Below are 23,394 nucleotides of genomic sequence, written 5' to 3'. Positions count from 1 at the left end.
GACCAATGCCGGCTCAAGAACAGAATGGAACCTCTCCACCTGCTCATCCAGACCCTCATCCGGACCCCAATAAGTCAACCTCGCCAACAGCACCTGGTTCTCGTTGTAACGCCAGGCCACATAGATACTGACATCAAAGGTCCAAACCCAACCCTCACCCTCCACACCCTCGAAAGTCACCTCCCGGACGGTGTCGGGATACGCAGAAGGAATATCGTCAAACTCCAGCGCGGGTTGCGCGCTTGCCCACACTTGACTGCCGATGCCGTAGCTGATCTCAAGCACCCCGAAAGGGTCACTGTCGGACCGTATGTCGCAGCGGTACCTGTAACCGGACACCCCGGTCTTCACATCCGAGTCGGGAGCAGCGTGATAGCTGTACCAGTAGGTGTCAAGCCCAAGGGTTTCCTGGAGGTCCTGGTTGGGGAAGACGCCGCAGATCGTCTCATCGGCGAGCGGAGTACTAGCCTCTCGGGTAGCTCATCGGAACCGCCAAAGACATCACACCCGCTCAGCGGCACAACCAAGCACAAGACCACGACAGCCTGAGCATACCTCCAGGCGGATTGGATCCAACTGTGATTGATTTGCCTACTTCTTCTTGATCGTGATCTCACGGTCCATGCCTTTACTGTTGTCACCCTCGATTAGGCTCCGCCCTTCATTGATACCGGCGTCAATGGCATCGTTCGCGTCCCCGAGCACGTCTTCGGGGTCGTGTTCGGAGTGGATGGCGTTGGCCCAGTCGTGGACACCGTCCTTCTGTTCGCTGGTCGGCGGGTTGTCGAGGTTAAAGGTGGTGGTGCCGTCCGGATTGGTGGTGTACCAGGAGTACGGCTGGCCAGAACTGTCCTGGAAGTATTCGGGGTTGAAGGCCTCCGGGTCGGTGATCAGCCCCCTGTTGACGGCGTCGGCGTAGGCCTGGGCCTCCAGCGTCCTGCGAGTGGACTTGGGAGTAACTGGAACGTCGACGTCGGGCAGGTCGTCCGGGGCGAGCTGGTCGACAATGATCGGCTTGGTCACGGTTGTCCCCACACTCCAGGCCAGCTTCACACCAGGACCGGCAATTCCGGCACCCAAGACAGTGGTCGTCACGCTAAATATGGTGCCCATGGCGTCCTTGGCGGCCTTCTTCTCAGCCGTCGAGGCCTTCTCGAGGTCGGTTAGACGCTCACTACCGATCGCGTTCAGGTACCCATACACATTCCCAACATTCCGGTACTTGTCCTCCAGTTGCTTGACGGTAGTAATTTCAGGATATTCAGCAACGGCGGCGTTGGTGAATGCGGAGGCGATGGTGGCGGCGGCGTTCTCGTTGTCAATGAGCCGGTATACCAACGTGGTGTACAGGCTCTTGGCGTCATCATCGGTCTTGCTGTCATCATCGCTGTACAGGCCTAGTCCCATAGTGGAACCGCTCGTTGCAATGTTCACGCCTTCCTCGGCGGTGTTAGCCACCACCACGGACAGGTTCTCCTTCATGGTGTCGGTGTAATCCGCGAAGGGAACGTTGTCGACGGCGAACTCCATGGACCTGGCGACAGTCCAGGTGGCTGCGGCGGCGGTGTCCGCATCATCGCTGCCGCGCATGGCGGAGTTCCCGGCCATGGCGGCGGTGAAACCGTCCAGCCCGACCTCGCTGTCCCACTCGCGGCCCGTCAACAGCTCCCACCGCTTCTTGGACTGCTCCCCGGGTGTCCACTGCCCGTCGTTCATCTGACCGTCGGGGTTGAGGTATTTGAAGGCGGCCTCGGGGTTGTTACCCATAGCCATGGTCACCCCATACAGGGGGTCCATCGAGTAATCGCGCAGCGCCTTGCCCTCGTCGTAGAGCACCCCGTAATCGTCGTCATACCAGCCTTGTAGCGAATCTGGGGTGCTGCTGGCCGCCGCCCCATCAAACGGCAGGTCCTCAAACCGGTCGGCCAGATCCACCGCAGAGCATCAATGAAACCCTGCACCCCCTCAGCGTCCATACTCACATACGTCAACCTCACTCACCCCTAATCCATCTGACGCGCACCGCACCCGCAGCACCGCGGTGCGAGCAAACCGTGCCTACGCGAACCAACAGGTCACCTCCACTTTGATTTGCCCTCATCACTACCCTTGGGAACCCGATCCTCCTGACCCCACCAGGCGTTATTGGCCTTTTCATAGATGTCGTCCACAACATCACGCACCGCGGTAACGCTCGTATCGATATCAGTACCGAAGTCATCGGCCAGCGGCGAGGACCACACCTCCGACAACCCACCGCTGAACGCACTCAAATCATCCGCCGACGACACCGAGCAAGATGCCGACGACATTCCGCCGTCGGCACGCAGCGCCGCGGCCAACGGCGACGTAGACGGGTTCACCGCCAGCACACCCTGCGCCGACTCCGCCCGCCCCCTGACCTTCTCAATCGCCTGCTTCTTCAGGTTCTCCACCATGCCCGAGCTGTCGGGCAAATTGAGATCCCATGATGAATCACTCAACGACGTAAAACCGGCAAACGAATCGTCATCAAGGTCAAACGCATTAGACATGAGCCGGCCGGACCCTTCCCCCGGGCCAGGGCCCGGACACGCCAACAGGACCACACCCGCGCCTAGTCGGGCAACGACCGGACGGGACGTGTTAGACACCTGGACGTTACCATGCTTGATCAACCCGGGAAGCACGAGCACCCAACTCCGCCCGCCTGCCCAGGACTCGGCCCCGCTCACTCGGGCCAGGCGGCCTCCGCCTGGGCCAGCGCCTCCTTGGAGTCCAGTTCACCGGCGGTCCACTGCGTCAGGGCGCTCCACAGCGCGTCCGTGCCCACGGTTGACGGCATCGAGTCCGAGGCGTCGAAGCGGATCACGGACTGGCGCGACTGCAGCAGCAGCGTGGCGCGCCTGGCGACGTCCGAACTCATCCGTGAGGCGTCCACGCCCCGGTTGGCGGTGGCCACACCGCCGAGGTCGACCCGGGCCTGCGCCCACTCGGCGCTGGAAAGATAGGTCATGACCGCCTCAACGGCCTCGGGGTCCGCCCCTTCGCCATCCTCCGCGTCCCCTCCCGCAGCGGCTGCGCCCGCGGAGAGCTGCACCAGGAAGTCGCCGCCCACGATCACCGGGGCGCCGGCGTCGTCGTCGACCACCCCGGGCACGAGGAACGCGGAGACGACGCCGCCCGTCGTCGCGGACGTCTGGGAAGCCGTGGCCTGCGCCGAAGCGCTCTCCTCCGGCGCGGCCGAGTCGCTCGCCCCCGTGCCGGCGGCGGTAGCAGTCCCGGATCCCGGAACACCATCGGCGGCGACGACTTCGGCGCCTTCGGGCAGCAGGTTCTCGTACCCGGAGGAGGCGTGCAGCATGTAGCAGGACCCGTCCAGCAGCTGTGCGCCGGCTTCCTCCACCGTGGTGTTCACGGCCTGCTGGCCGCCGCCGGGGACGTTCCCGTCGGTCAGAAGCAGGCTGCCCACCGCGTCCAGTGCGTCCACCGCGGAGGCGTCGTCCAGGGCGACGACGTGGCCCGCCCAGGCGTCATAGGCGCCGACGCCATCGGTGGCCAGCAGTGCCTCCTCCAGCCAGTCGCTGACGACCCAGCCGGTCGAGTCGCCGTCGGAAGCGCCCAGGCACCAGGGGGTGACGACGTCGGTCCCTGAGCCTTCCTCTTCGGCTTTGCCGTCTTCCGCGTCCTCGGTGCTCTCGCCGTCGCCGCCCTCGGAAGCATCGGCGGCATTGTCGGCGGCGATCCGCGCGGTGAGTGCGACCAGTTCATCCCAGGTGGTGGGTACCTCGTATCCGGCCTGTGCGAAGGCGACCGGCGAGTACCAGATGAAGGACTTCACCGACGCCATCAGCGGCGCGGCGTACAACACCCCGTCCACCGAGCCGACGTCCATCCAGGCGCGGTCCCAGCCCAGCTCGACGTTGGCGCCCACCGAGTCCGGCACCGGTACCAGCATCCCGGCGCGTGCCAGGTCGCCCACCAGGCCCGGCTGGGGGACGACGGCAAGGTCCGGCAGTTCCGCGTCCTTCTGCTTGCCTCCGGCGACGTCCGCGTCGTCCGTGGCCTCCGGCGTGGTCGCGGCGGCGTCAACCGCCTGCCGCAGCACAGATTCCAGATCATCCGAGCCGTGCTGGACGACGTCGATGCCGGTGCACTCCTCGAACTGCTCGACGGAGGCGTCGAAACGCTCCGCCTCCGTGCCGGTGAAGGCGGTGGCGATGGTGACCGTGGTGCCGTCGGCAAACGTGCCATAGGCGGCCAGTGCGGCGCAGGGGTCGGTGGCGGAGGCGGTGGGGTCGACGTCGTCGCCCGTAGAGCAGGCGGTCAGGCCGCCCGTGAGCAGCAGTAGTGCCGCCGTTGCGGGGGCGAGGTGGGCGGCGGTGCGCCGCAGGGCGGTCCGCGACGATCTCATGAGTTCCTCCGGGTCCTCTCCACGATTGCGTCCAGCACGGCCGCGCAACCATCGTGCCACACGGTCTCGGTGACGACGTCGCCCTGCTCCTGAACCCATTGCGGCGCCGAGCCCATGACGGCCCCGACGCCGGCCCAGCGCAGCATCTCGACGTCGTTGGTGCCGTCGCCCACGGCGATGGCGTGGTCGGCATCGGTGCCGAGTCGGGTCACCAGCGCCTCAAGGGCGGAGGCCTTGGTGATGCCCTGTGGGGCGACGTCGAGCCAGGCGGTCCAGCCGACCGCGTACTCCACCGAATGCAGGGCGGCCCGCCCGACGACGGCGCTGAACTCGTCCACCGGCATGCCCGGCGCCCGCAGCACCACTCGGGTGGCCTCTCCGCGACGCAGCTCCTCCAAGGGAACCACCGTCTGCTTCTCGATCAGCTCGCCGTCGGGGAAGGGCCGGGAGACGCGGAAGCCGGCGCCCAGCTCCTCCACCGCGATGATTCCGTCCGGGACCGCCTCCAGCAGGGCGTCGATGGCGGTGGCCGGGTTGAAGGTGCGCGAGTCGACGACCTCGTAACCGCCCGAGAAAGCCGGATCCATGCGCAGCGTGATGGCGCCATTGGCACACACCATCCACCCGTCGGTCAACCCGAGTCGGCGGGCCACCGGCAGGGCCGCGGAGATGCCGCGCCCCGTGGCGATGACCACCTGCACACCGTAGTGGCGCATGCGGGCGATCGACGCCATAACGCGCTCGGAGATGCCACCGTCCAGGTCCAGGATGGTTCCGTCCACATCCAGGGCCACCACCAACCTCCCGCTGGGAGCCAGGTTCGCCGTCCCGTCGGCGCCGAGCGCGTCCAGGCGGTCCAGGTCCGCCATGCGGGCACGCACCAGCGCGTGGTAGTCGTCGTGCGAGAGCGGGCGGTCGTATCCGGGCCCATAGACGCCGACCGTCTGGGAGTTCCAGGCGGCCGAGCCGATCAGCGGGGCGCCGTCGTCGTTCCGGGTCGACATGTCAGAGCGCCGGCCGGGCGGGAGCGGAGGGCGCGGTTCCACTGCGCATGGCGTCAGGCGACCGGCTCGATGACCTCGAGGCCACCCAGGTAGGGGCGCAGCCCTCGGGGACGACGACGGTCCCGTCCGCACGCTGCTGGTTCTCCAGGATGGCCACCATCCAGCGGGTGGTGGCCAGGGTGCCGTTGAGCGTGGCCACGGGGGCGGTCTTGCCATCGCGGCGCTCCCGGATGGACAGGCGGCGTGCCTGGAAGGTGGTGCAGTTGGAGGTGGAGGTGACCTCCATCCAACGGTGCTGGGTGGGCAGCCAGGCCTCGCAGTCGAACTTGCGGGCGGCGGAGGAGCCAGATCACCGGCGGCGGTGTCGATCACCCGGTAGGGCAGCCCCACCAGGGCGAGCATCTCCTCCTCCATGGCCAGCAGGCGCTGGTGCTCCTCTGCGGCGTCCTCGGGACGGCAGTAGGAGAACATCTCCGCCTTGTTGAACTGGTGCACGCGGATAATGCCGCGGGTGTCCTTGCCTGCGGCACCGGCCTCGCGCCGGTAGCAGGTGGACCAGCCCATGTACCGCTTGGGGCCGGCGGACAGGTCCAGGATCTCGTCGGTGTGGTAGCCGGCCAGCGCCACCTCGGAGGTGCCGGTCAGGTACAGGTCGTCGGCGGGCAGATAGTAGATCTCGTCGCTGTGGGCTCCGAGGAAGCCGGTTCCACCCATCACCTGCGGGGTCACCAGGGTGGGCGTGGTCATGGGGATGAAGCCGTGCTCTACCGCCTTGTCCAGGGCGGCGGTCATCAGCGCCAGTTCCAGGCGCATGCCCCAGCCCTTGAGGTAGTAGAAGCGGCGCCGAGACCTTGGCGCCGCGGCGCGTGTCGATGATGTCCAGGCCCTCACCGAGGGCCAGATGATCCGCCGGCTCGAAGCCCTCGGCGGCGAAGTCGCGCGGGGTGGGTCCCTCGTGGCGCAGGACCACGTAGTCCTCCTCGCCTCCGGCGGGGGCACCCTCGATGAGGTTCTGGAACTGGGAGGCGAGTTCGTCGAGCGTGGTGGCGGCGTCGTCGGCGGTGGCCTGCGCTTGGCGGACCTTCTCGGCCAGTTCCTTGGCGCCGCGCAGGGCGGCCTCGCGCTCCTCGGGGGTGGCGGCCTTGCCGACCGACCGGGAGACCGTCTTCTGCTCGGCACGCAACGATTCGAAGGCGGCGAGACTGCTGCGACGGACCTCGTCGGCCTCGATAATGCGGTCGACGAGGGTGACGTCGGCGCCGCGGGCACGCTGGCTGGCACGGAAGGGCTCGGGGTTCTCACGAAGCGCACGCAGATCGATCATGGGTGCGAGTGTAGCCAGGCGCGGGCCCGCCGCCAGTCAGCGGCAGTCCAAACCGGCTTTTCGCATTTGTGGGTGTGGTGGTTCGGGGTCGGGCTACTGCGTGGTGGTCGTGTTCGGGTGCGGGAGGACGACGTCGGGCGTGCGGAGCGTTCTCAGGTCAATGAGGACGACGTCGCGCGCCGGCGCCCTGGGCGCGTACGCCGATGCTTCGGGTGCGTAGGCCGCCCTGGGGTGGAACGGTTCGTATGTTCCTGCGACGGTTCGTCACCTAGCACCGACGATTCGGCATGAACGACGACGATTCGTACACCTACCGTGCGAACCGTCGTGGCAAATGCCGAATCGTCGACCAGAACACACGAACCGTCAAGCCAAGGCACGAACCCTCACACGAACACGCATAGCGCCGGGCCCGGTCCACCGTGCACACGGCGCTCCCACCGGGAGGCGCCCCACCGGCTGCCACCCGGGCAACCCTCACCACGCACCCGCCGCCAGTCAGCGGCGATCCCAGTGGGGATGGCGGTCAAGATGGTCCTACCCGCGAACCGCATGAGATCCACACGTGCGTGATCTAGAGTCAATACCAATAAGCCACCCCACAACTATCCGCCCGACCAGACCGCCACCTACATTCGGGACCCATCATGTCCAGCATTCCTCCCCCCTCCTTCTCCCAGTTGCGGGCCTTCGTCGCGCTGTGCGACCACCAGCACTTCGGTGAGGCGGCGTCGGCGCTGGGTGTGAGCCAACCCAGCCTGTCGCAGGCGATCACCGCCCTGGAAAAGCGCGTAGACGGCGAACTCGTCGAACGCACTACCCGCCGGGTCCTGGTCACCCCGCTCGGCCAAGCCCTGCTGCCCTACGCGCGTGAAGCAGTGCTCGCCGCGGAGTCGTTCAACGAAGCGGTTACCAACCAGGGGGCTGCTCTCGCCGGCGCCTTGCGACTGGGAATCATCCCGACTCTTGCCCCCTACCTGGTGCCGCTAGTGCTGGACGGCCTGAGCCACGAGCTGCCGCTGTTGAGACCCGAGCTGCGGGAGATGGTCACCGGGGACCTGCTCGACCTGCTCGGTCAGGGGCGCCTTGATGCGGCCATTATCAGCACCGACGTGGATCTGCGCCGATCCACGGCCATCCCCATGTACGACGAGCCCCTGGTCGCGCTCGTGCCGGCCGACCACCCTTGGGTGGGCCGCAACGACGTTGTCCCGGCGGAGCTCGACGGGCAGCGGTTGCTCCTGCTCGACGAGGGCAACTGCCTGCGCGACCAGACCCTCGCCCTGTGCCAGCGGTATGGCGCCAATCCGCCGGCCGCCGTCGCCACCACCCTGTCCACGGTGGTGCAAATGGTCTCCAACGGTGCCGGCGTGACGGTGATTCCGGAGGGGGCAGTGCGCCTGCTGTCCGGGAAGGGCTACGCCGTTGTCCGCTTCGCCGCTCCGGTGCCGACCCGGCGCATCGGTCTGGTACACCGCAGCTCCTCGTCCCGTGGCGCCGACTTCGCCCGCCTCGCCGAGATCCTCACCGATCTGGCCCGCCGGGCCGACCTGCCCGGCGCCGCAGGCACGTCCGAACAACGCGACTAACGCACCGCCCCCGAACCCAGTCGTTGGCGTGGTCGGCGCGCCCACTCGGCGACGCCGAGGGTGACAGGCCCGCACAACGCTGTCGTCCAAGACCCCTGCCCCGACTCCGCACACCCCAGAAACGACCCCAAAAACAGAAACCGCAAGATGGTGCCGATTCCACCTGCGACGCAAGTGTCATGACAGCGCTCCCGTGTGCAATGCGGGGCTGGTCGCACACGGGAGCGGCACCACCCACTTCGGGCCATGAAGTCATTTCCGCGTGCTTCCAAGGAGAAACAAGGATCAGTCAAGCCCACTCGGACGGCTCCCGTGTGCAACCACCCCCTGACACCACCAGGTCGGTCAAAGTAACGCCAGTAGGCAGCAGCACGACCGGACCGGTAGCCTGGCGCCATGACCGCCGGCACCGACCCGGCGCCCGTTGCCGCCGTCGTCATCAATCCCGCCAAACCAGCCGCCACCCTCGCCGTAAGGCAGCTGCTCGGCGACGCCCTGTCTGAGGCCGGCCACCGCATCGTCTGGCTGGAGACCTCCGCGCGGGAGACCGGCGCCATGCAAGCGCGCCTGGCGGTTGCTTCCGGGGCACGGCTCGTGATCGCCGCCGGCGGAGACGGCACAGTGCGCTCGGTCGGTGCGGGACTGGCCGGAACCGGAGTCGATTTGGGGGTCATGCCGCTGGGGACGGCCAACCTGGCGGCCCGGAATCTGGGGCTGCCGCTGCGACGCCCGGCGGAACTGGCCCGCATTGCCGCAGCGGGGAGGGCAACACCGACCGACCTGGTATGGGTGCGCACCGAGGCCGCAGGGCACACGGGTCCTCTTCCCGCCGCGGACGAGGCCGGGCCCAAGGAAGCCACGGAGGGCCCCCGGGGCGCGGGCAGCAGGGGCGACTTCGACGCCATCGCCGAGCCTCCGCAGGGGTGGGCCCGGCCCACTCTGGGAGCGAGCACGCCTGCATGGTGGTGGCCGGCATCGGCTTCGACGCCGGCCTGGTCGCCTCCACACGTCCGGCCTTAAAGGAGAGGCTGAGCTGGGGCGCATACGGGCTCGCCGCCTTGGAGAACCTGGGGCGACGGCGGATGGACCTGGTGCTGGGGCTCGAGGGTGGCACCATGGCCGCCGTCGCACAGATCTCGGATGAGGCCGCGACCTGCACCCGGGTTGCTCCCGAGTCGCCGCCGGTATCACCGTGGCCGGCGCGCACCGAGCGGCTGACAGCGCGCACCCTGCTGATCGCCAACGGCGGGAGGCTGCCCGCCGGTGTCACGCTGCTGCCGGAGGCCCGTCTTGACGACGGCCTGCTCGACGTCGCCGCCATAGACACGCTGCACGGCCTGTGGGGTTGGGCGTCGTTGGCGCGGCAGGTACTTCCGCCGCGGCCTGCCTCATACTCCGAGGGGCGTGCTGCACAGGTTCTTTTGCGTCGGGGGCGTGAGGTGACGGTGCGGTTGGACCTGCCGACGGCGGTGGAGATCGACGGGGACCTGGTAGCCCCTACGCGCGGTGTGCGGGCGCGCGTGCAGCCCGGGGCTTTGAGGGTGCGGCGCCCCGCATGAGTCGGACCGAGGCCGTCCCTCAGAGGGTGCGGCCGTCGAGCACGTCGGCGACCCAGGAGCGAGCCACCACGAAGTCCTTGTCGCTCGTGCCGGCGGGGACCACCACCGGCAGCGAGTCCAGGCGCGGGTAGGAGCCGAGGAAGCGCAGGAACGGGCAGGTTCGGTGCAGGCCAATGAAGGCCGCCTGTACGCGCTCTTCGCGGATGTGTCCCTCAACGTCGATGGAGAAGCGATAGCGCCCCAGCGAGTCACCAACGGGCCGGGACTCAATGCGCGTGAGGTTCACGCCGCGGACGCTGAACTGCTCGAGCATGTCCAGCAGGGCACCGGCGCGGTTGTGCGGCAGTTGCACCAGCAGGGTGGTTTTGTCGGCGCCGGTGGGTTCGCCTACACGTCCGGGACGGCACACCTTGACGAAGCGGGTGACCGCGTCGGGGTTGTCGGCCACGCCGCCGGCGATGATGTTCAGGTGGTACTGCTCTGCGGCGAGCGGGTTGCACAGCACCGCCTGGTAGTCCAGGGCGGCGTCTGCGGCGTCGTCGGCCTCCGCCAGGGCGCGCGCGGGCGCAGAGGTGGAGGTGCCCTCGATATAGACGGCCTCGGGCAGGTGCTGGTGGACCCAGCCGCGGCACTGCGCCCAGGCATGCGGGTGGGTGGAGATGGCACGCACGTCCTCCAGACGGGTCCCCCGGCGACCGGCCAGCACGAAGGTGATGGGCACGGCCATTTCGGCGGCGATTACCAGGGGGGCGCCGGCCACGAGGTTATCGAGCGTGGCGTTCACGCCGCCCTCCACCGAGTTCTCAATGGGGACGACGGCGGCGACGGCGGAGCGGTCACGCACGTGGTCCAGCGCGGTGGGGACGTCCTGGCAGGGGTCGAGGACGACGTCGCGGGGGGCCACCTGCCGCAGGGCGGACTCGCAGAAGGTGCCGCCGGGGCCGAGGAAGGACCAGGTGGGGGCTGGGGTCGTCATGGGGCCAGGCTATCCCGCGATTCGCCGCCGGGGCGCGCGAATGCCCCACGTAGGCTGGGCGGCATGACCGAGCCCCAGCGCACCCGACGACGGTTGCCACGTGCGGCTGCGATCCGAGCGGCGCTGGCACTGGTAGTAGGGGTGGTGCTGGGTGCGGTGGGGCCGGGCCCGGCTGTGCCCGCGGCGGTTTCGACCAGTTCCGCCCAAACCGCACCGTTGGTCGTGCTGGGCGTGAGCGGCCTGTCGTGGGCCACGGTGCAGGAGCTCGCCGCATCCGCCGACCCGCTGGTGGCCGCGGATGCCGCCGCGGTAATGGACTATGCGGCGGCGAATGCGCCGGTCAACCTCGTCCAGCGCACGGTCGGGGAGATCAGCTGCCCGGCCGATGGCTGGCTGACGCTGGGGGCGGGGACACGCGCCCGCGCCGACACCTCCCATCTGCAAGCCGAGTCGGTCTGCTCCGGCGGCACCTGGACGAGTGCCGTGCAGTTGGCGCAGGCCGACGGTTACGGGGCCGCACCGGGGACGCTGGCGACGGCGCTCGACGCGGCCGGGGTGAGCTACGCGGCCGCCGGAGAGGGTGCCGTCCTGGCATTGACCAATGCCGCGGGGCCGCCGGAGTCCGCGGATCCGGCGGCACTGCCGGCGTTGGCGGGCAGTGGTGTAGGCGCCGCCGATGACCGTGCCGGCGCGGCGCCGGATCTGATCCTGGTAGACCTGATGAGGGCAGCGAGCGCACCGGACTCGGGGGACGCGGCGAATGGCGAGTCGCCGGCGGCGCAGGCAGTCCGGGTGCTCGCGCAGACGCTCAGCGAGCTGGCGGGGTCGGCGCGTGTCGTGGTCGTGTCGGTGGCCGATCCACAGGACCCCTCCCCGCAGTTGGGTATTCTGCCTGCCGGCACCACCTCCCCGCGCGGCAGCGAGGGCGGCCTGCTGGTCGGTCCGACCACGCATCGGCGCGGCCTGATTCAACTGACGGACCTGGCACCCACGCTGCTGGCGGCCGTTGCCGGCGACGACGTCGTCGCCGCCTCCGGGCTCAATGGCGGGGTGCTGACGCTGCCGACCGCCGCATCCCCGAACACCGCAGACACCGCCGCGAGCGCTGCCAACCGCATATCCGCTCTGGCCGACGACGCCGTCCACGCCGTCGCTTCCAACCGCGCCGTAATCCCGGTGACGCTGGTGCTGCTGACGGCCGCATTGGCATTGTTGCTCGCCGTCGGCCTGGAGCTGCGCCGCCCGGAGCGTGGGGCGCTGGGTCGGCTGGGCTGGGCGGCCTGCTGGGTGACTGCCCTGCCGGCCGGGATCTGGCTGGCCAATCTGGTGCCGTGGTGGCGCGCGGGTGCCTGGGCGCCGGCGTTGGCGACGCTGGTGGGCGCACTCGGGGCGGGTCTGCTCACCGGCTTGGTGGCACTGCTGGCCCGAATGCGTCGCCGGGGAGTGGCGGACGCCGCGCTGACGCTGACCGCCGCCGCCCCGGTGGTGATCTTGGTCGATGCCGCGGTTGGTGCGCCGCTGGGCTTCAACGGGCCGTTGGGGATGAATGCGGTGGTGGCCGGTCGTTTCTACGGGGTGTCAAATACGGCCTTTGCGCTCGCGGCGGGGGCGTTGGTGATGGCTCTGGCCGCTGGCGCCGACCGTTTCGCCGCCGCCCGCGGCCATCGGCGCGCGGCCGTCATCGCGGCGGTGGGGGTGCCCGGGCTGCTGGTGCTCGCGGTCGATGGGGCGCCGCAGCTGGGAGCCGACGTCGGCGGCACGCTCACGCTGATTCCGGCGCTGGTGGCGCTGGGCGCGGGCCTTGCCGGGGTGCGGCTGGGGTTGCGGCGCTGGGTGGCGGTAGGTGCGGTGACCATGGGCGTGGTCGGCGGATTCGCGCTGGCCGACTACGCCACCGGCTCACGCACCCACCTGGGTGGCTTCGTCTCCCAGGTGTTGAACGGCACCGCGGGAACCACGCTGGTCCGTAAGGCGGGTGCACTAGTAAGCCCGTTCCTGTCCAGTCCGCTGGCGCTGGCGGCGCTGGCAGTAGCTGGTGCTGGCCGTGGTGGTGGCCCGATGGCTGCCGCGGACGGTGCGGGAGGCCCGGGATGGGCGCGGCGCCTACGCCTGGCTGGCGATGACGCCCGCACCGGCTTGGCTGTCCCCGGCGCTGCGCGCCCTGACGGTGCTGGTGGTGGTGGAGGTGCTCGTCAACGACTCCGGCCCCACCATGCTGCTGTTCTCGGCGGCCGCCGCGCTGCCGGCACTCGCGGCGCTGTTGCTCAAGCAGCCTGAAACTCGACCGCCTTCGCACTAGTGACTGCTTCGGGTGCAGCGGAAGAACCTAACTGTTTCGGCAGCACTACGCCGTGTTCCTGAGTCTCCAGATAGTCGAGGAACATGCCCATACTCGCCGACTCCGCCGGAGCCTCCTCCGTCATGTCGGTGGCTCCCAGATCGATGGCACAAGCCTCGTCCACGAAGTCGACGAACCGAACAGCGTAGGTGCCATCATCGCTGAGCGATCCACGCGAGAAGACAGTCGCATAACCCCCAACAGCAGCAACCCGTGCCATGACGTCGCTCAGGAGCTCGGAGTCGAGGCAAGCAACGACAGGCGATTCACCTCGGTCATTGGTGGTCGCCGTAGGAAGGTCGGATACCAGGACGTTGTACATCACGTCCACCGTAAAGCTTCGAAGCTCCTCATGTTCGCGCACGTTCATCGGGTTCCTCCTTCCCTACTGGCCAGGATACTCACGGAAGCGCTGGCGATGAACTCAATTGCCTTAGAAAGTCCATCTTGTACATCCTTCACCGTATCGAGCCGGTAGAGATGCTTGGCAGGTCCGTGTCGAGCCGTCTCCGTGGACTCATGCCAGTGCACATGCCCGTGGCCACAGTCAACCTCAATGGCATTGATCCACTGACCACCATCCCGTCCAAGGAGGCGCAGGGTGATCTGAAAATCCACGATCCTCCCGCCCTGTCTCCATACCGTCGCCTGATACTGGACCTGATCGCCGTCAGAGCCGGCGAACCGTCGCAGCGGCGACTGGTCACACATGCTGCGCGGAGGCGGCACGTATTCCCCCTGGTCGTCGTCGGATAAAGAGGCTTCGCGAGCCCGCGCAGCACGCGCCTCCTCTCGTTGGCGTTGTTGCCCCCGACGCACCATGAGTTGATTCTATGCGGCTACACCAACAGGCAATGCATATGTGCGTCGCGAACCTCTCAGGCCCCGTCGTCCATCCAGGCGCGGAAGGCGCGGAAGGGCAACTGGTCGTGGACGGCGGCGGCGTCGAGCTTGTCGGCGGGCACGCGCACGCGCCGCAGGCGGCGGTAGGTCACCGCCCGCATCACGTCCTTGTACTGGGCGGCCCGGTGCAGACGCCCGGCACGGTCGTTGCGGGAGACACGGTGGGTGATATCGCAGGGCACTTCGATCACGGTCATTCCGGCAACCAGCACATCAATGCTCAGCCCCACTTCGACGCCCCAGCCTTCGGCCAGCGGCGAGGCCGCCTCGTAGGCCTCGCGCGTAATGCAGCGCTGCCCGGACAGCGGGGCGACGGGGGCCCAGCCGGTTGCCGCGGCGATCGCGGCGCGAGCGGCGCGCACCACCCTGCCCCGGCCGCCGGCCCCTGGCTGCTTGGGCGGGACGGCAATGGACATGTCGGCCACGCCGTCGACGATCGGGGGGACCAGCTCGGCGCAGGCGGCGGCGGAGTCACCCAGGTCAGCGTCGATGAACAGCAACAGCCGGGCCGGGCCGTCCTCGTAGTCACGCATGGCGACCACGCTCGCGCCGGTCTCCATGGCGGAGGCCTTGCCGCGGGAGACGGCGTGGCGGACCGTTACGGCGCCGGCGGCGCGCGCGTGCTCCTGCGTGGCGTCCGTGGAGCCGTCGTCGACGACGATTACCAGGTCGACCCGCGGGATGGCCCGGCAGGCGCGCACCGTGCCAGCGATGCGTTCGGCCTCATCCTTGGCCGGAATGACCACGGCAACGCGTTGGTCAGGGAGCTGGTCGGGGTGCGACTCAGAGGGCGGCGTCGGGCTCACAACCCCAGGGTAGTCATATCGGAGGCGGGTCGTTCCTGAAGACATCACCCTCGGGTCACAGTCGCATCTCGCAGTACCGGCTGGCGACCGGCAGTCATGTCCGAGGAGCAGAGCCTCTGTGACCGCCATATAGGTCAAACGTCCGTCATGGGACAACGGTCCCGATCTCGGGGATGTAACCGCAGCAGAAATGTCTTGCTTTCGCCATCGCAGCGATTTCGTGTCGTTCATCACATCCCGGCGCGTCGGAAGGTGGCATGGTGCACCCATCGGGACGCGTCAAAGGCGACGGGTCCCCCACGTCGGTCTCCCCGCGTCCGCCCCACCCGCGGCCACGGGGACCACCGTCGGCTTCCCCCACCACACCGCCACGGCACCCACAGAGTTGCAGCACGCGCTCATGACTGCGCCGGCCGGATGCCTGCGTCACCACCCACCCGGACATACGACAACGAGCGGGCATGATGGGATCCATGAGCGTCTTTCTCAATGCGGCCGCCGGCTGCGCGCTGCTCGCCGCGGCGGTCGTGGCCACATTGCTGGCCGCACACTGGCGACGGGCGCTCACTCTCGCCCGCCGGGACAATGCCCGCCTACGGAAGGAAGCCCAGCAGCGCAGCACCCCGCGCGACGTCCTCGCCCACGAGATTCGCACCCCCCTGGCACTGATCAGTGCCTCCGCCGAGTTATTGGACGAGGAGACCCCCGGTGACCTCAATGAGGTCCAGCGCCGCTTCGTGACCACCATCCTCGACAATGCCCGTGACGCCTCCCAGATGGCCGAGGACTTCCTCACCGAGGCGCGCCTGGACCACGAGGTTCGCGGCCTGCGTCGGGAACGCATTGAGCTGCGCGCCCTCGTGCGTGACCTCATCCAGGAGATGCGCCGCTCCGCGCACACCTCGATCCGCCTGGAGGACCACGGGCGCCCGGTCCGCGTGGAGGCCGATCGCGGACTGCTGCGCCAGGCGGTCGCCAACGCGGTGACCAATGCCCTGCGTCACTGCGAAGGCGGTCCGGTGACCGTACGCATCAGTGCCGAAACCGACGACGCCTCATCACGGTCATGGACGACGGCGCCGGCATGAGCCGCCAGGAACGGCGCCGCGCCTTCACCCCCTATGCGACCTCCAACCCGCTGACGGCACCATCGAGCCGCGGCGCCGGGCTGGGCATGATGGTCACGCAGCGAATCATGGAGGCGCACGGCGGCCGCGTGCTCATCGATACGATCGCCGCTCGGGGCACGACCGTCTACCTGACGCTGCCACTGCACCCCGACGCGGCCCGGGCCGGCTCGCCCCCGCCGGAGGCGGCACCCACGAATGGAGCACCAGTGTGATGACGAGCGACCCCGCCCCCGGGCTACCGGTCCCGAAGCTGGTGGCGCTCGTCGTCGACGACGAGCCGCAGATGCTCTACGTGGTCACCTTCGCGTTGGAGACACAGGGTTTTGAGTGCCTGACGGCGCCCGACGCCGAGACCGCCTGGGAGATGGCCTCCACCCGCGACCTCGACCTGGTGGTCCTGGACGTCATGCTGCCGGGCGGCTCCGGCGTCGACCTGTGCCGACGGCTGCGGGGCACCGGCAGCCAGGTCCCGATCATCCTGCTGACGGCCATGCGGGACGAGCCGGATCGGATCGCCGGCTTGGAGGCGGGCGCCGACGACTACGTCACCAAGCCCTTCTCTCCCCGCGAGTTGGCGCTGCGGGCCCGTGCGGTCACGCGCCGCTCCGGCTCGGGTCCGGACGCGATCACCAACGGCCCTCTGCGCGTGTCGACGGCGACCGGCCGGGTCTCCTGGTCCGGGCGCAATATTCCCCTGCCGGACACGGAGGCCCGTCTGCTGGCCACCATGGCCAGGCGGTGCGACGCCGTCGTGACCTGGCAGGAACTGCTCAACGAGGTGTGGGGCACCAGCGACGACTCCGGGGGCCGGGAGATGGTGCGCACCACCGTCTATCGGCTGCGTCGGCACCTGGAGGCGCACGACGTGCCCGCAGACGTCGTCGTGGCGGTACGCGGACGCGGCTACCGCATGCCACCGCTCGATCGGGACTGAGCGTGACCAGCAGAACAGAGCAGAAAGGAGGCGGAACCGAGGCATGGCCCCAGCCGCTCCGGCAAAACGCGCCGAAGTCGGTCGAACAGAACCACCGTGGACCGCCTACCTGCGGTTGGACCGCCAACGCGCAGTTGGACCGCCTTAAACGCACTCTCAGACGGTCCAAGTGCCGGAGCGCGGTCCAAGTGCAGAAACCCGGTCCAAGTAGGGCGTCAGGCCCCGGGTTTGGCGAACCGGCGGGATTGTTTGACGGCGCGGGTCGGCTCCGACGACGTTCCCATAGTCCCGAAGACGTCCCCCTGTACCCGGACACGGCTCGGTACCGGAGGCTCTTCCCCGTGTAAGACGCCTACACGACGGCCGAAGGACAACCAGCATCCCGTACAGAACCGAACTCGGCACGTAAGTTCCACCGACCTCGGCGGTTATATCGACCGACCTCGGCGCGCCCGCGCGGCCCACGGGCGAAAATGACACCTCTGTCACAGTTCGCGACCGTCCTTCCATCGCCACCGCCGCCTACGCCATGCATGATGGAGGTGACTTGGCGCACAGCTGCGTCAACACTTCCCGAAAGGCATTCCCATGCGTACTTTCTCGCGGTACGGCACCGCGCTGCTTACGGCCGTCATGGCCGGCGGACTCGCCCTATCCGGCTGCGCTGGCTCCACCGACTCCGGCTCCTCCAGCACTGGCTCCGCCGAGGGCCCGATCACCATCGCCTGCGGCGCGATGGAGGATCTGTGCCAGGCCTGGACCGACAAGTTCACCGAGCAGACCGGCATCCAGGCCACCTACGTGCGCCTGTCCTCGGGTGAGACCGTCGCCCGCCTGGCCTCCGCCAAGGACAACCCCGAATTCGACGTCTGGCACGGCGGCCCCGTGGATGGCTACGGCGAGGCCGTCAACCAGGGTCTGATCGAGGCCTACACCTCCCCCGAGGCGGAGAATATCCCCGACGAGTACAAGGACCCCGACGGCAACTGGACCGGCGTGTACATCGGCGCGCTCGGCTTCTGCTCCAACCAGTCCCAGCTGGACAAGCTGGGCGTGGACGTCCCCGACTCCTGGGACGACCTGCTCGACCCGGCCTTGAAGGGCCAGGTCTCCATGGCCCACCCCTCCACCTCCGGCACGGCCTTCACCACCCTGTGGACGCAGGTCACGCGCCTGGGCAGCGAGGACGCCGGCATGGAGTACATGGCGCAGCTGCACAACAACGTGCTGCAGTACTCCAAGTCCGGCACTGCTCCCGGCCAGATCGCCGGGCGCGGTGAGGCCGCCGTCGGCCTGGTCTTCTCCCACGACTGCGTGAAGTACCAGGAGGAGGGCATGACCGACCTGGTCGTGTCCTTCCCCGAGGAGGGCACCGGCTACGAGGTCGGCGGCGTCGCCTGGTGGCCGGCTCCAGTCACAAGGAGGCCGCCCAGGCCTACATCGACTTCGCCATCTCCGCCGAGGGGCAGAACGTCGGCCAGACCGTGGGCTCCTACCAGGTGCTGACCAACCCCGACGCCGACACCAACGACAAGATGGCGAACCTGGACGACATCAACCTGATCGACTACGACTTCGCCGCAGCCGCCGCGGCCAAGCCCGACCTGACCGCTCGCTTCGACGAGGAGATTGCCGCCGAGCCCAAGGAGTAGTCCGACGCATGCCGGGTCGGCCGGTGCGGGCGCGTCAACATGCGCAGCTCGCGCCGGCCGGCGCCGCCTCGCGCGACCCTCCCGATCGGAGCCGGCCCCCGTCGCTCACTCCCCGCCCGACCCAGCCGAGGACCACCCATGACCTCAAGCGCGACCCCCATGACCGCCGCTTCCCTCACCCAAGCCCCACCCACCAAACCCTTCGCCACGGGCCGCACCCGGGTCAAACAAGACCCGGTGACGACGACGATCCTCGCCGTCGTCCTCCTGGTCCTCATCTTCCTCGTGCTGCTGCCGCTGGGCCGCGTCCTGGGCGAGGCCCTCTCCGCCGACGGACTGGCCGTGCTCAGCAAGCTCGTCTCCTCCCGCACGAACCGGGCCACGGTCCTCAATACGCTCGTGCTGGGCACGGTGGTGGGCACCGTCGGCACCCTGGTGGGCTTCCTACTGGCCTACGTGCAGGTGCGGGTGGCCTTCCGCGGCAAGCGCCTGTTCCACCTGATCTGCCTGCTGCCGGTGGTCTCCCCACCCTTCGCGGTGGCGACGGCGTCGATCACTCTGTTCGGGCGCAACGGCATCATCTCCACCCAGCTGCTGGGCCAGGAGTGGAACATCTACGGCCTGCCGGGGCTGACCCTGGTGCTGTCGCTGTCCTTCTTCCCGGTGGCCTACATGAACCTGGTGGGCATGCTGCGCAGCCTCGACCCGGCGATGGAGGAGGCGGCCGCCTCCCTGGGCGCCTCCAAGTTCACGGTGTTCCGCACGGTGACGCTGCCGATGGTGGTACCGGGCCTGGGCGCCTCCTTCCTGCTGCTGTTCACCGAGGCGATCGCCGACCTGGCCAACCCGCTGGTCATCGGCGGGGACTACACGGTGCTGGCCTCGCGCGCCTACATCGCCATCAACGGCGAGTACAACACGGCGGCGGGCGCCGCCTACTCCCTGGTGCTGCTGGTGCCCTCCCTGCTGGTGTTCCTGCTGCAGCGCTACTGGTCGGGCCGCTCCTCCACCGTGACGGTCACGGGCAAGCCGGCCGGCTCCTTCGAGCTGCTGCGCGCCAACGTGGCCCGTATTCCACTGCTGGCCGTCTCCGTAGCCGTGCTGGCGCTGGTGGTGACGGTGTACGCGGCCGTGGTGGTGGGCGCCTTCGTGGAGATCCTCGGTGTGAACAACTCCTTCACACTGCGGCACTTCCAGTACCTGCTGTCCGGCATCGGCAACGAGTCCATGATCGACACCACCATCCTGGCGCTGATCGCCACCCCGATCGCGGGCATTCTGGGCATGCTCGTGGCCTGGCTGGTGGTGGTGCGAATGCGCCGCGGCGCCGCCCTGATCGACTTCCTGGGCATGCTGGGCCTGGCGGTGCCGGGCACGGTCATCGGTATCGGCTACCTGGTGACCTTCAACCGCCCGGTGGCGCTGTTCGGCGTCAACATTATCGCCCCGCTCGCCGGCGGCAGCGCCATCGCGGGCGGCGCCATGGCCATCGTCATGGTGTACATCGCGCGTTCCATGCCCGCCGGGCAGCGCTCCGGCATCGCCTCCCTGCAGCAGATCGACAAGGCGATCGACGAGGCCTCGACGTCGCTGGGAGCCTCGGGTGCGCAGACCTTCCTGCGGGTGACGCTGCCGCTGATCCGGCCGGCGTTCCTGACCGGCCTGGTCTACGCCTTCGCCCGCTCCATGACGACGCTGTCCCCGATCATCTTCATCACCACCCCGCACACCAAGATCATGACCTCGCAGATCCTGGCGGAGGTGGACGCGGGCCGCTTCGGCAACGCCTTCGCCTTCTGCACCATTCTGATCCTGATCGTCATGACCGTGATCGGCGGACTCAACCTGCTGATCCGCGGCACCGGTGCGGGCCGCCAGCCCCGCTGAGCTGCGCCCGCTGAAAGGCGGCAGAACAGCACCGGGTCGCAGCGCCGTCGTCGTCCCTCCCAACCATCCGTCACCAGCCATGCCCCCAGTCAGCGGGGCGAGAGAGCCAAGGAGGCTCCCACATGACCACTTCCACCACCTCCGCGCAGACCGGACGCACCGGAAAGCCCGCCGCTGAGAAGGATGCGCCCACCGGGCACCTCGAGCTGCGCGACGTCGTCAAGGTGTTCTCGAACCGCGGCAAGGACGTGTACGCCGTGCACGGGGTGAGCCTGGACGTCGCCCCCGGCGAGTTCATCACCTTCCTGGGGCCCTCCGGCTGCGGCAAGACCACCACCCTGCGCATGATCGCCGGCTTCGAGAACGCCACCGCGGGGCAGGTGATCCTGGACGGGCAGAACATGGTGTCCCTGCCGCCCAACCGGCGCCCCATGTCCATGGTGTTCCAGTCCTACGCCCTGTTCCCGCACCTGTCCGTGCGCGACAACGTCGGCTACGGCCTGAAGCTGCGGCGCGTGCCCGAGGCGGAGATGCGCGAGCAGGTGGACGTGGCGCTGACCTCCATGAACCTGACCTCGCTGGCGGACCGCGCCCCCAACGAGCTCTCCGGCGGCCAGCAGCAGCGGGTGGCGCTGGCGCGCGCCATGGTGGTACAGCCAAGGTGCTGCTGTTCGACGAGCCGCTGTCCAACCTGGACGCGAAGCTGCGCGTGCGCATGCGCCTGGAGATCCGGCGCCTGCAGCGGCGCATGGGCATCACTTCGATCTACGTCACCCACGACCAGTCCGAGGCGATGACCATGTCCGACCGGATCGTGGTGATGAACGCGGGCCGGATCGACCAGGTGGCCACCCCGGAGGAGATCTATCGGCGGCCCGCCTCCACCTTCGTGGCGGACTTCATCGGCCGCGCCAACTTCCTGCAGGCGACGGCGCAGAACGTGTCTGCGGGCCGCTGCGGCGTGCAGGTGCTGGGGCGTGGCGTCGAGGCCGCCTGCCATGCGGACGTGCGCGAAGGTGACGCCGTCACCGTGGTGGTGCGCCCGGAGTCGGTGCGCCTGGAGCCGGTCGGGGCGCAGGATGCCGCCGCCGGTGCGGGCGAGCTCGTGGGTGACATGGGTCGGGTGCTGTCGGCCGTGTTCTACGGCGACCACGTGGAGTACGAGGTAGAGACGCAGGTGGGCACCATCGTCTGCGTGGAGTCCGACCCGGACGTCAGCGCCGTGCACGCCGAGGGCGACACCGTGCGCGTGGGCTTCGCCGCCTCCCGCGCCTGGGTGCTGCCCGACGACGGGGAGTAGGGCGGGTTGGAGCGTGGGTCGCGAGGCCGACATTGTCGCAAACGGTCACAAACGCCGGATTCGGCCGCCCGGCCCGATTCTGCAACCGCATGATTCCAACGATTGCCTGGTTGAGCATCGGTTCCATCGATGCGTTTGTGACCGTTTGCGACAATCCACCGCCGTGTCCAGAGCCTGCATGCCTGGGGATGCGGGCCGTTGGGGGCGCCGATTCGGGGTTTACTGCGCCAGTTGGCCGTCTGCTAAAGGGCGCAGAGGCATACGGGCAACCGCGCGCCGGCGTAGCAGACCACCAGGTGGCGCAGTAGACGATTTGTGCAGGCTGGCAATCGGGACGCCCCGAGCCCACCAAGCACCCCGCCGGCGGCAGGTGGCCTGCCGAGCACGCGGGGAAGCCCACGACGACGCCGGTCAGCCCGCGACAACGTAGCCCAGTACAGCGTGTTCGGCGGCTTGCCCGGGTCCTCGCCTGCAGACGCGCCTTCTCGACGGATCGGCGTGGGACGCCAACAGCGCCCACACCGACGACCGGTTTAGAAGTCCCAGTCCTCGTCCTGGGTGGCCTCGGCGGTGCCGATGACGTAGGAGGAGCCGGAGCCGGAGAAGAAGTCGTGGTTCTCGTCCGCGTTGGGCGAGAGCGAGGCGAGGATCGCCGGGCTGACGTCGGTGGTGTCGGCCGGGAACAGCGCCTCGTAGCCGAGGTTCATCAGCGCCTTGTTGGCGTTGTACCGCAGGAACTTCTTCACGTCCTCGGTCAGGCCGAGCTCGTCGTAGAGGTCCTCGGTGTACTGCTCCTCGTTGTCGTACAGCTCCATGAGCAGCTCGAAGGTGTAGTCCTTCAGCTCGGCCTGGCGCTCGGGGGAGGACTCGCGCACCGCCAGCTGGTACTTGTAGCCGATGTAGTAGCCGTGGACGGCCTCGTCGCGGATGATCAGGCGGATCAGGTCGGCGGTGTTGGTGAGCTTGGCGTGGGCCGACCAGTACATGGGGGCGTAGAAGCCGGAGTAGAACAGGAAGGACTCCAGCATGGTGGAGGCGACCTTGCGCTTCTCCGGGTCGTCGCCGCGGTAGTAGTCCAGGATGATGCGGGCCTTGCGCTGCAGGTTCTCGTTCTCCTCGCTCCAGCGGAAGGCCTCGTCGATCTCGGCGGTGGAGATCAGGGTGGAGAAGATCGAGGAGTAGGAGCGGGCGTGCACCGACTCCATGAAGGCGATGTTGGTCAGCACCGCCTCCTCGTGCGGGGTGCGGGCGTCCGGGATGAGGGACACCGCGCCGACGGTGCCCTGAATGGTGTCCAGCAGGGTCAGGCCCGTGAACACGCGCGTGGTCATGTTCTGCTCGGCCTGGTTCAGTGTGGCCCAGGAGGGGACGTCATTGGACAGCGGCACCTTCTCCGGGAGCCAGAAGTTGCCGGTCAGGCGGTCCCAGACCTCCAGGTCCTTGTCGTCGACGAGCCGGTTCCAGTTGATGGCCTGGACGCGGTCGATGAGCTTGATGGGCTCAGGCATGGGGGTCCTCCCGGGTGTGCTCAGTTGAGGCCCCTCATGCTACCGACGACGGCGCCGCCCACCCGGTCGCGCCGACGTGAGATGCCCCGCG

At 68.6% G+C, this 23,394-nt stretch carries 22 protein-coding genes and 1 pseudogene; 13 read left to right on the top strand and 10 right to left on the bottom strand.

All coding sequences use genetic code 11. From position 1 onward, the window contains the following. From BW737_RS04090 to serS, 6 genes and pseudogenes are all read right to left on the bottom strand, one after another. On the bottom strand, positions 1 to 285 hold a 285-nt coding region (locus BW737_RS04090), incomplete at its 3' end, for a hypothetical protein (RefSeq protein WP_143233262.1). A 306-nt stretch (positions 286 to 591) separates the two neighbouring features. Then, positions 592 to 1,935: a DUF6571 family protein gene (locus tag BW737_RS04085; protein WP_086615297.1), complete on the bottom strand. Its 1,344-nt coding sequence runs from the start codon at positions 1,933 to 1,935 to the stop codon at positions 592 to 594. Positions 1,936 to 2,075: 140 nt separating this feature from the next. After that, the gene (locus tag BW737_RS04080) at positions 2,076 to 2,534 is read right to left on the bottom strand and encodes a hypothetical protein (RefSeq protein WP_143233261.1); all 459 of its coding nucleotides are present in this window, start codon (positions 2,532 to 2,534) and stop codon (positions 2,076 to 2,078) included. A 176-nt stretch (positions 2,535 to 2,710) separates the two neighbouring features. Then, complete coding sequence (locus tag BW737_RS04075) at positions 2,711 to 4,393, bottom strand: ABC transporter substrate-binding protein (protein WP_086615295.1); 1,683 nt, start codon at positions 4,391 to 4,393, stop codon at positions 2,711 to 2,713. Continuing rightward, positions 4,390 to 5,262 carry an HAD family hydrolase gene (locus BW737_RS04070; protein ID WP_420835701.1) on the bottom strand — a complete coding sequence of 291 codons (873 nt, stop codon included), beginning with the start codon at positions 5,260 to 5,262 and terminating at the stop codon, positions 4,390 to 4,392. The genes BW737_RS04075 and BW737_RS04070 overlap by 4 nt, the downstream gene beginning before the upstream one ends. Before the next feature lie 188 nt (positions 5,263 to 5,450). Next, positions 5,451 to 6,721: pseudogene (gene serS / locus BW737_RS04065) on the bottom strand (serine--tRNA ligase). A gap of 647 nt (positions 6,722 to 7,368) precedes the next feature. Here serS and BW737_RS04060 point away from each other — a divergent pair. From BW737_RS04060 to BW737_RS17630, 3 genes are all read left to right on the top strand, one after another. Further along, entirely contained in the window at positions 7,369 to 8,310 is a 942-nt protein-coding gene (locus BW737_RS04060) for a hydrogen peroxide-inducible genes activator (RefSeq protein ID WP_086615293.1), read from the top strand. 396 nt (positions 8,311 to 8,706) lie between these two features. Next, complete coding sequence (locus BW737_RS17635) at positions 8,707 to 9,330, top strand: diacylglycerol/lipid kinase family protein (RefSeq protein ID WP_257210449.1); 624 nt, start codon at positions 8,707 to 8,709, stop codon at positions 9,328 to 9,330. Next, on the top strand, positions 9,270 to 9,869 hold the full coding sequence (locus BW737_RS17630) for a diacylglycerol/lipid kinase family protein (protein ID WP_257210448.1): 600 nt from the start codon (positions 9,270 to 9,272) through the stop codon (positions 9,867 to 9,869). The genes BW737_RS17635 and BW737_RS17630 overlap by 61 nt, the downstream gene beginning before the upstream one ends. Before the next feature lie 19 nt (positions 9,870 to 9,888). Here the strand turns inward: BW737_RS17630 and pheA are convergent, their stop codons facing one another. Beyond that, positions 9,889 to 10,845 carry a prephenate dehydratase gene (gene pheA / locus BW737_RS04050; protein WP_086615292.1) on the bottom strand — a complete coding sequence of 319 codons (957 nt, stop codon included), beginning with the start codon at positions 10,843 to 10,845 and terminating at the stop codon, positions 9,889 to 9,891. A gap of 63 nt (positions 10,846 to 10,908) precedes the next feature. Here pheA and BW737_RS04045 point away from each other — a divergent pair, with 63 nt between their 5' ends. Beyond that, positions 10,909 to 13,122 carry a hypothetical protein gene (locus tag BW737_RS04045; protein ID WP_143233260.1) on the top strand — a complete coding sequence of 738 codons (2,214 nt, stop codon included), beginning with the start codon at positions 10,909 to 10,911 and terminating at the stop codon, positions 13,120 to 13,122. On the opposite strand, the gene BW737_RS04040 is transcribed toward BW737_RS04045, so the two are convergent. Further along, positions 13,110 to 13,553 carry a hypothetical protein gene (locus BW737_RS04040; protein ID WP_086615290.1) on the bottom strand — a complete coding sequence of 148 codons (444 nt, stop codon included), beginning with the start codon at positions 13,551 to 13,553 and terminating at the stop codon, positions 13,110 to 13,112. The two genes, BW737_RS04045 and BW737_RS04040, sit on opposite strands and share 13 nt — an antisense overlap. Positions 13,554 to 13,714: 161 nt before the next feature. On the opposite strand from BW737_RS04040, the gene BW737_RS04035 reads away from it, so the two are divergent. Next, positions 13,715 to 13,939 carry a hypothetical protein gene (locus tag BW737_RS04035; protein WP_143233259.1) on the top strand — a complete coding sequence of 75 codons (225 nt, stop codon included), beginning with the start codon at positions 13,715 to 13,717 and terminating at the stop codon, positions 13,937 to 13,939. Positions 13,940 to 14,061: 122 nt separating this feature from the next. Here the strand turns inward: BW737_RS04035 and BW737_RS04030 are convergent, their stop codons facing one another. Continuing rightward, positions 14,062 to 14,892: a glycosyltransferase family 2 protein gene (locus BW737_RS04030; protein WP_257210447.1), complete on the bottom strand. Its 831-nt coding sequence runs from the start codon at positions 14,890 to 14,892 to the stop codon at positions 14,062 to 14,064. A gap of 473 nt (positions 14,893 to 15,365) precedes the next feature. Here BW737_RS04030 and BW737_RS04025 point away from each other — a divergent pair, with 473 nt between their 5' ends. The 8 genes from BW737_RS04025 to BW737_RS17615 all read left to right on the top strand — a co-directional run bounded on the left by BW737_RS04025 (position 15,366) and on the right by BW737_RS17615 (position 21,795). Further along, positions 15,366 to 15,980, top strand: a complete 615-nt coding sequence (locus BW737_RS04025; RefSeq protein ID WP_257210446.1) for a sensor histidine kinase — start codon at positions 15,366 to 15,368, stop codon at positions 15,978 to 15,980. Continuing rightward, entirely contained in the window at positions 15,959 to 16,234 is a 276-nt protein-coding gene (locus BW737_RS17625) for an ATP-binding protein (RefSeq protein ID WP_257210445.1), read from the top strand. Before BW737_RS04025 ends, BW737_RS17625 begins: the two co-directional genes overlap by 22 nt. Next, positions 16,234 to 16,956, top strand: a complete 723-nt coding sequence (locus tag BW737_RS04020) for a response regulator transcription factor (protein ID WP_086615301.1) — start codon at positions 16,234 to 16,236, stop codon at positions 16,954 to 16,956. The genes BW737_RS17625 and BW737_RS04020 overlap by 1 nt, the downstream gene beginning before the upstream one ends. 588 nt (positions 16,957 to 17,544) lie before the next feature. Then, complete coding sequence (locus tag BW737_RS04015; RefSeq protein WP_338063857.1) at positions 17,545 to 18,462, top strand: ABC transporter substrate-binding protein; 918 nt, start codon at positions 17,545 to 17,547, stop codon at positions 18,460 to 18,462. Next, entirely contained in the window at positions 18,441 to 18,608 is a 168-nt protein-coding gene (locus BW737_RS19400) for a hypothetical protein (RefSeq protein WP_338063856.1), read from the top strand. Before BW737_RS04015 ends, BW737_RS19400 begins: the two co-directional genes overlap by 22 nt. A 159-nt stretch (positions 18,609 to 18,767) precedes the next feature. Further along, a complete protein-coding gene (locus tag BW737_RS04010) occupies positions 18,768 to 20,495 on the top strand; it encodes an ABC transporter permease (RefSeq protein WP_086615300.1) in 1,728 nt (575 codons plus the stop codon). Between the two features lie 122 nt (positions 20,496 to 20,617). Continuing rightward, positions 20,618 to 21,292 (top strand): ABC transporter ATP-binding protein, encoded by a 675-nt coding sequence (locus BW737_RS17620; RefSeq protein ID WP_257210444.1) that lies wholly within the window; start codon positions 20,618 to 20,620, stop codon positions 21,290 to 21,292. Further along, positions 21,244 to 21,795: an ABC transporter ATP-binding protein gene (locus BW737_RS17615; protein WP_257210443.1), complete on the top strand. Its 552-nt coding sequence runs from the start codon at positions 21,244 to 21,246 to the stop codon at positions 21,793 to 21,795. Before BW737_RS17620 ends, BW737_RS17615 begins: the two co-directional genes overlap by 49 nt. Before the next feature lie 533 nt (positions 21,796 to 22,328). On the opposite strand, the gene nrdF is transcribed toward BW737_RS17615, so the two are convergent. After that, complete coding sequence (gene nrdF / locus BW737_RS04000) at positions 22,329 to 23,303, bottom strand: class 1b ribonucleoside-diphosphate reductase subunit beta (RefSeq protein WP_086615287.1); 975 nt, start codon at positions 23,301 to 23,303, stop codon at positions 22,329 to 22,331. Positions 23,304 to 23,394: the final 91 nt, after the last annotated feature.

Origin of the sequence: Actinomyces ruminis (assembly GCF_002154335.2) — a bacterium.
GTDB lineage: Bacteria > Actinomycetota > Actinomycetes > Actinomycetales > Actinomycetaceae > Actinomyces > Actinomyces ruminis.
Note: the sequence above shows the minus strand (reverse complement) of the source record. Positions and strands in the feature narration are given on the sequence as shown.

Bases quoted from the DNA above. Each gene is read 5' to 3' on its own strand.
- BW737_RS17615 (WP_257210443.1), top strand. From the start codon at position 21,244: ATGGGCATCACTTCGATCTACGTCACCCACGACCAGTCCGAGGCGATG.
- BW737_RS04035 (WP_143233259.1), top strand. From the start codon at position 13,715: ATGCCCGTGGCCACAGTCAACCTCAATGGCATTGATCCACTGACCACC.
- BW737_RS04010 (WP_086615300.1), top strand. From the start codon at position 18,768: ATGACCGCCGCTTCCCTCACCCAAGCCCCACCCACCAAACCCTTCGCC.
- BW737_RS04070 (WP_420835701.1), bottom strand. From the start codon at position 5,262: ATGGCGGACCTGGACCGCCTGGACGCGCTCGGCGCCGACGGGACGGCG.
- BW737_RS17625 (WP_257210445.1), top strand. From the start codon at position 15,959: ATGGACGACGGCGCCGGCATGAGCCGCCAGGAACGGCGCCGCGCCTTC.
- BW737_RS04080 (WP_143233261.1), bottom strand. From the start codon at position 2,534: ATGTCTAATGCGTTTGACCTTGATGACGATTCGTTTGCCGGTTTTACG.
- BW737_RS04060 (WP_086615293.1), top strand. From the start codon at position 7,369: ATGTCCAGCATTCCTCCCCCCTCCTTCTCCCAGTTGCGGGCCTTCGTC.
- nrdF (WP_086615287.1), bottom strand. From the start codon at position 23,303: ATGCCTGAGCCCATCAAGCTCATCGACCGCGTCCAGGCCATCAACTGG.
- BW737_RS17635 (WP_257210449.1), top strand. From the start codon at position 8,707: ATGACCGCCGGCACCGACCCGGCGCCCGTTGCCGCCGTCGTCATCAAT.
- BW737_RS04045 (WP_143233260.1), top strand. From the start codon at position 10,909: ATGACCGAGCCCCAGCGCACCCGACGACGGTTGCCACGTGCGGCTGCG.
- BW737_RS17620 (WP_257210444.1), top strand. From the start codon at position 20,618: ATGACCACTTCCACCACCTCCGCGCAGACCGGACGCACCGGAAAGCCC.
- BW737_RS17630 (WP_257210448.1), top strand. From the start codon at position 9,270: ATGGTGGTGGCCGGCATCGGCTTCGACGCCGGCCTGGTCGCCTCCACA.
- BW737_RS04075 (WP_086615295.1), bottom strand. From the start codon at position 4,393: ATGAGATCGTCGCGGACCGCCCTGCGGCGCACCGCCGCCCACCTCGCC.
- BW737_RS04020 (WP_086615301.1), top strand. From the start codon at position 16,234: ATGACGAGCGACCCCGCCCCCGGGCTACCGGTCCCGAAGCTGGTGGCG.
- BW737_RS04025 (WP_257210446.1), top strand. From the start codon at position 15,366: ATGAGCGTCTTTCTCAATGCGGCCGCCGGCTGCGCGCTGCTCGCCGCG.
- pheA (WP_086615292.1), bottom strand. From the start codon at position 10,845: ATGACGACCCCAGCCCCCACCTGGTCCTTCCTCGGCCCCGGCGGCACC.
- BW737_RS04015 (WP_338063857.1), top strand. From the start codon at position 17,545: ATGCGTACTTTCTCGCGGTACGGCACCGCGCTGCTTACGGCCGTCATG.
- BW737_RS04040 (WP_086615290.1), bottom strand. From the start codon at position 13,553: ATGAACGTGCGCGAACATGAGGAGCTTCGAAGCTTTACGGTGGACGTG.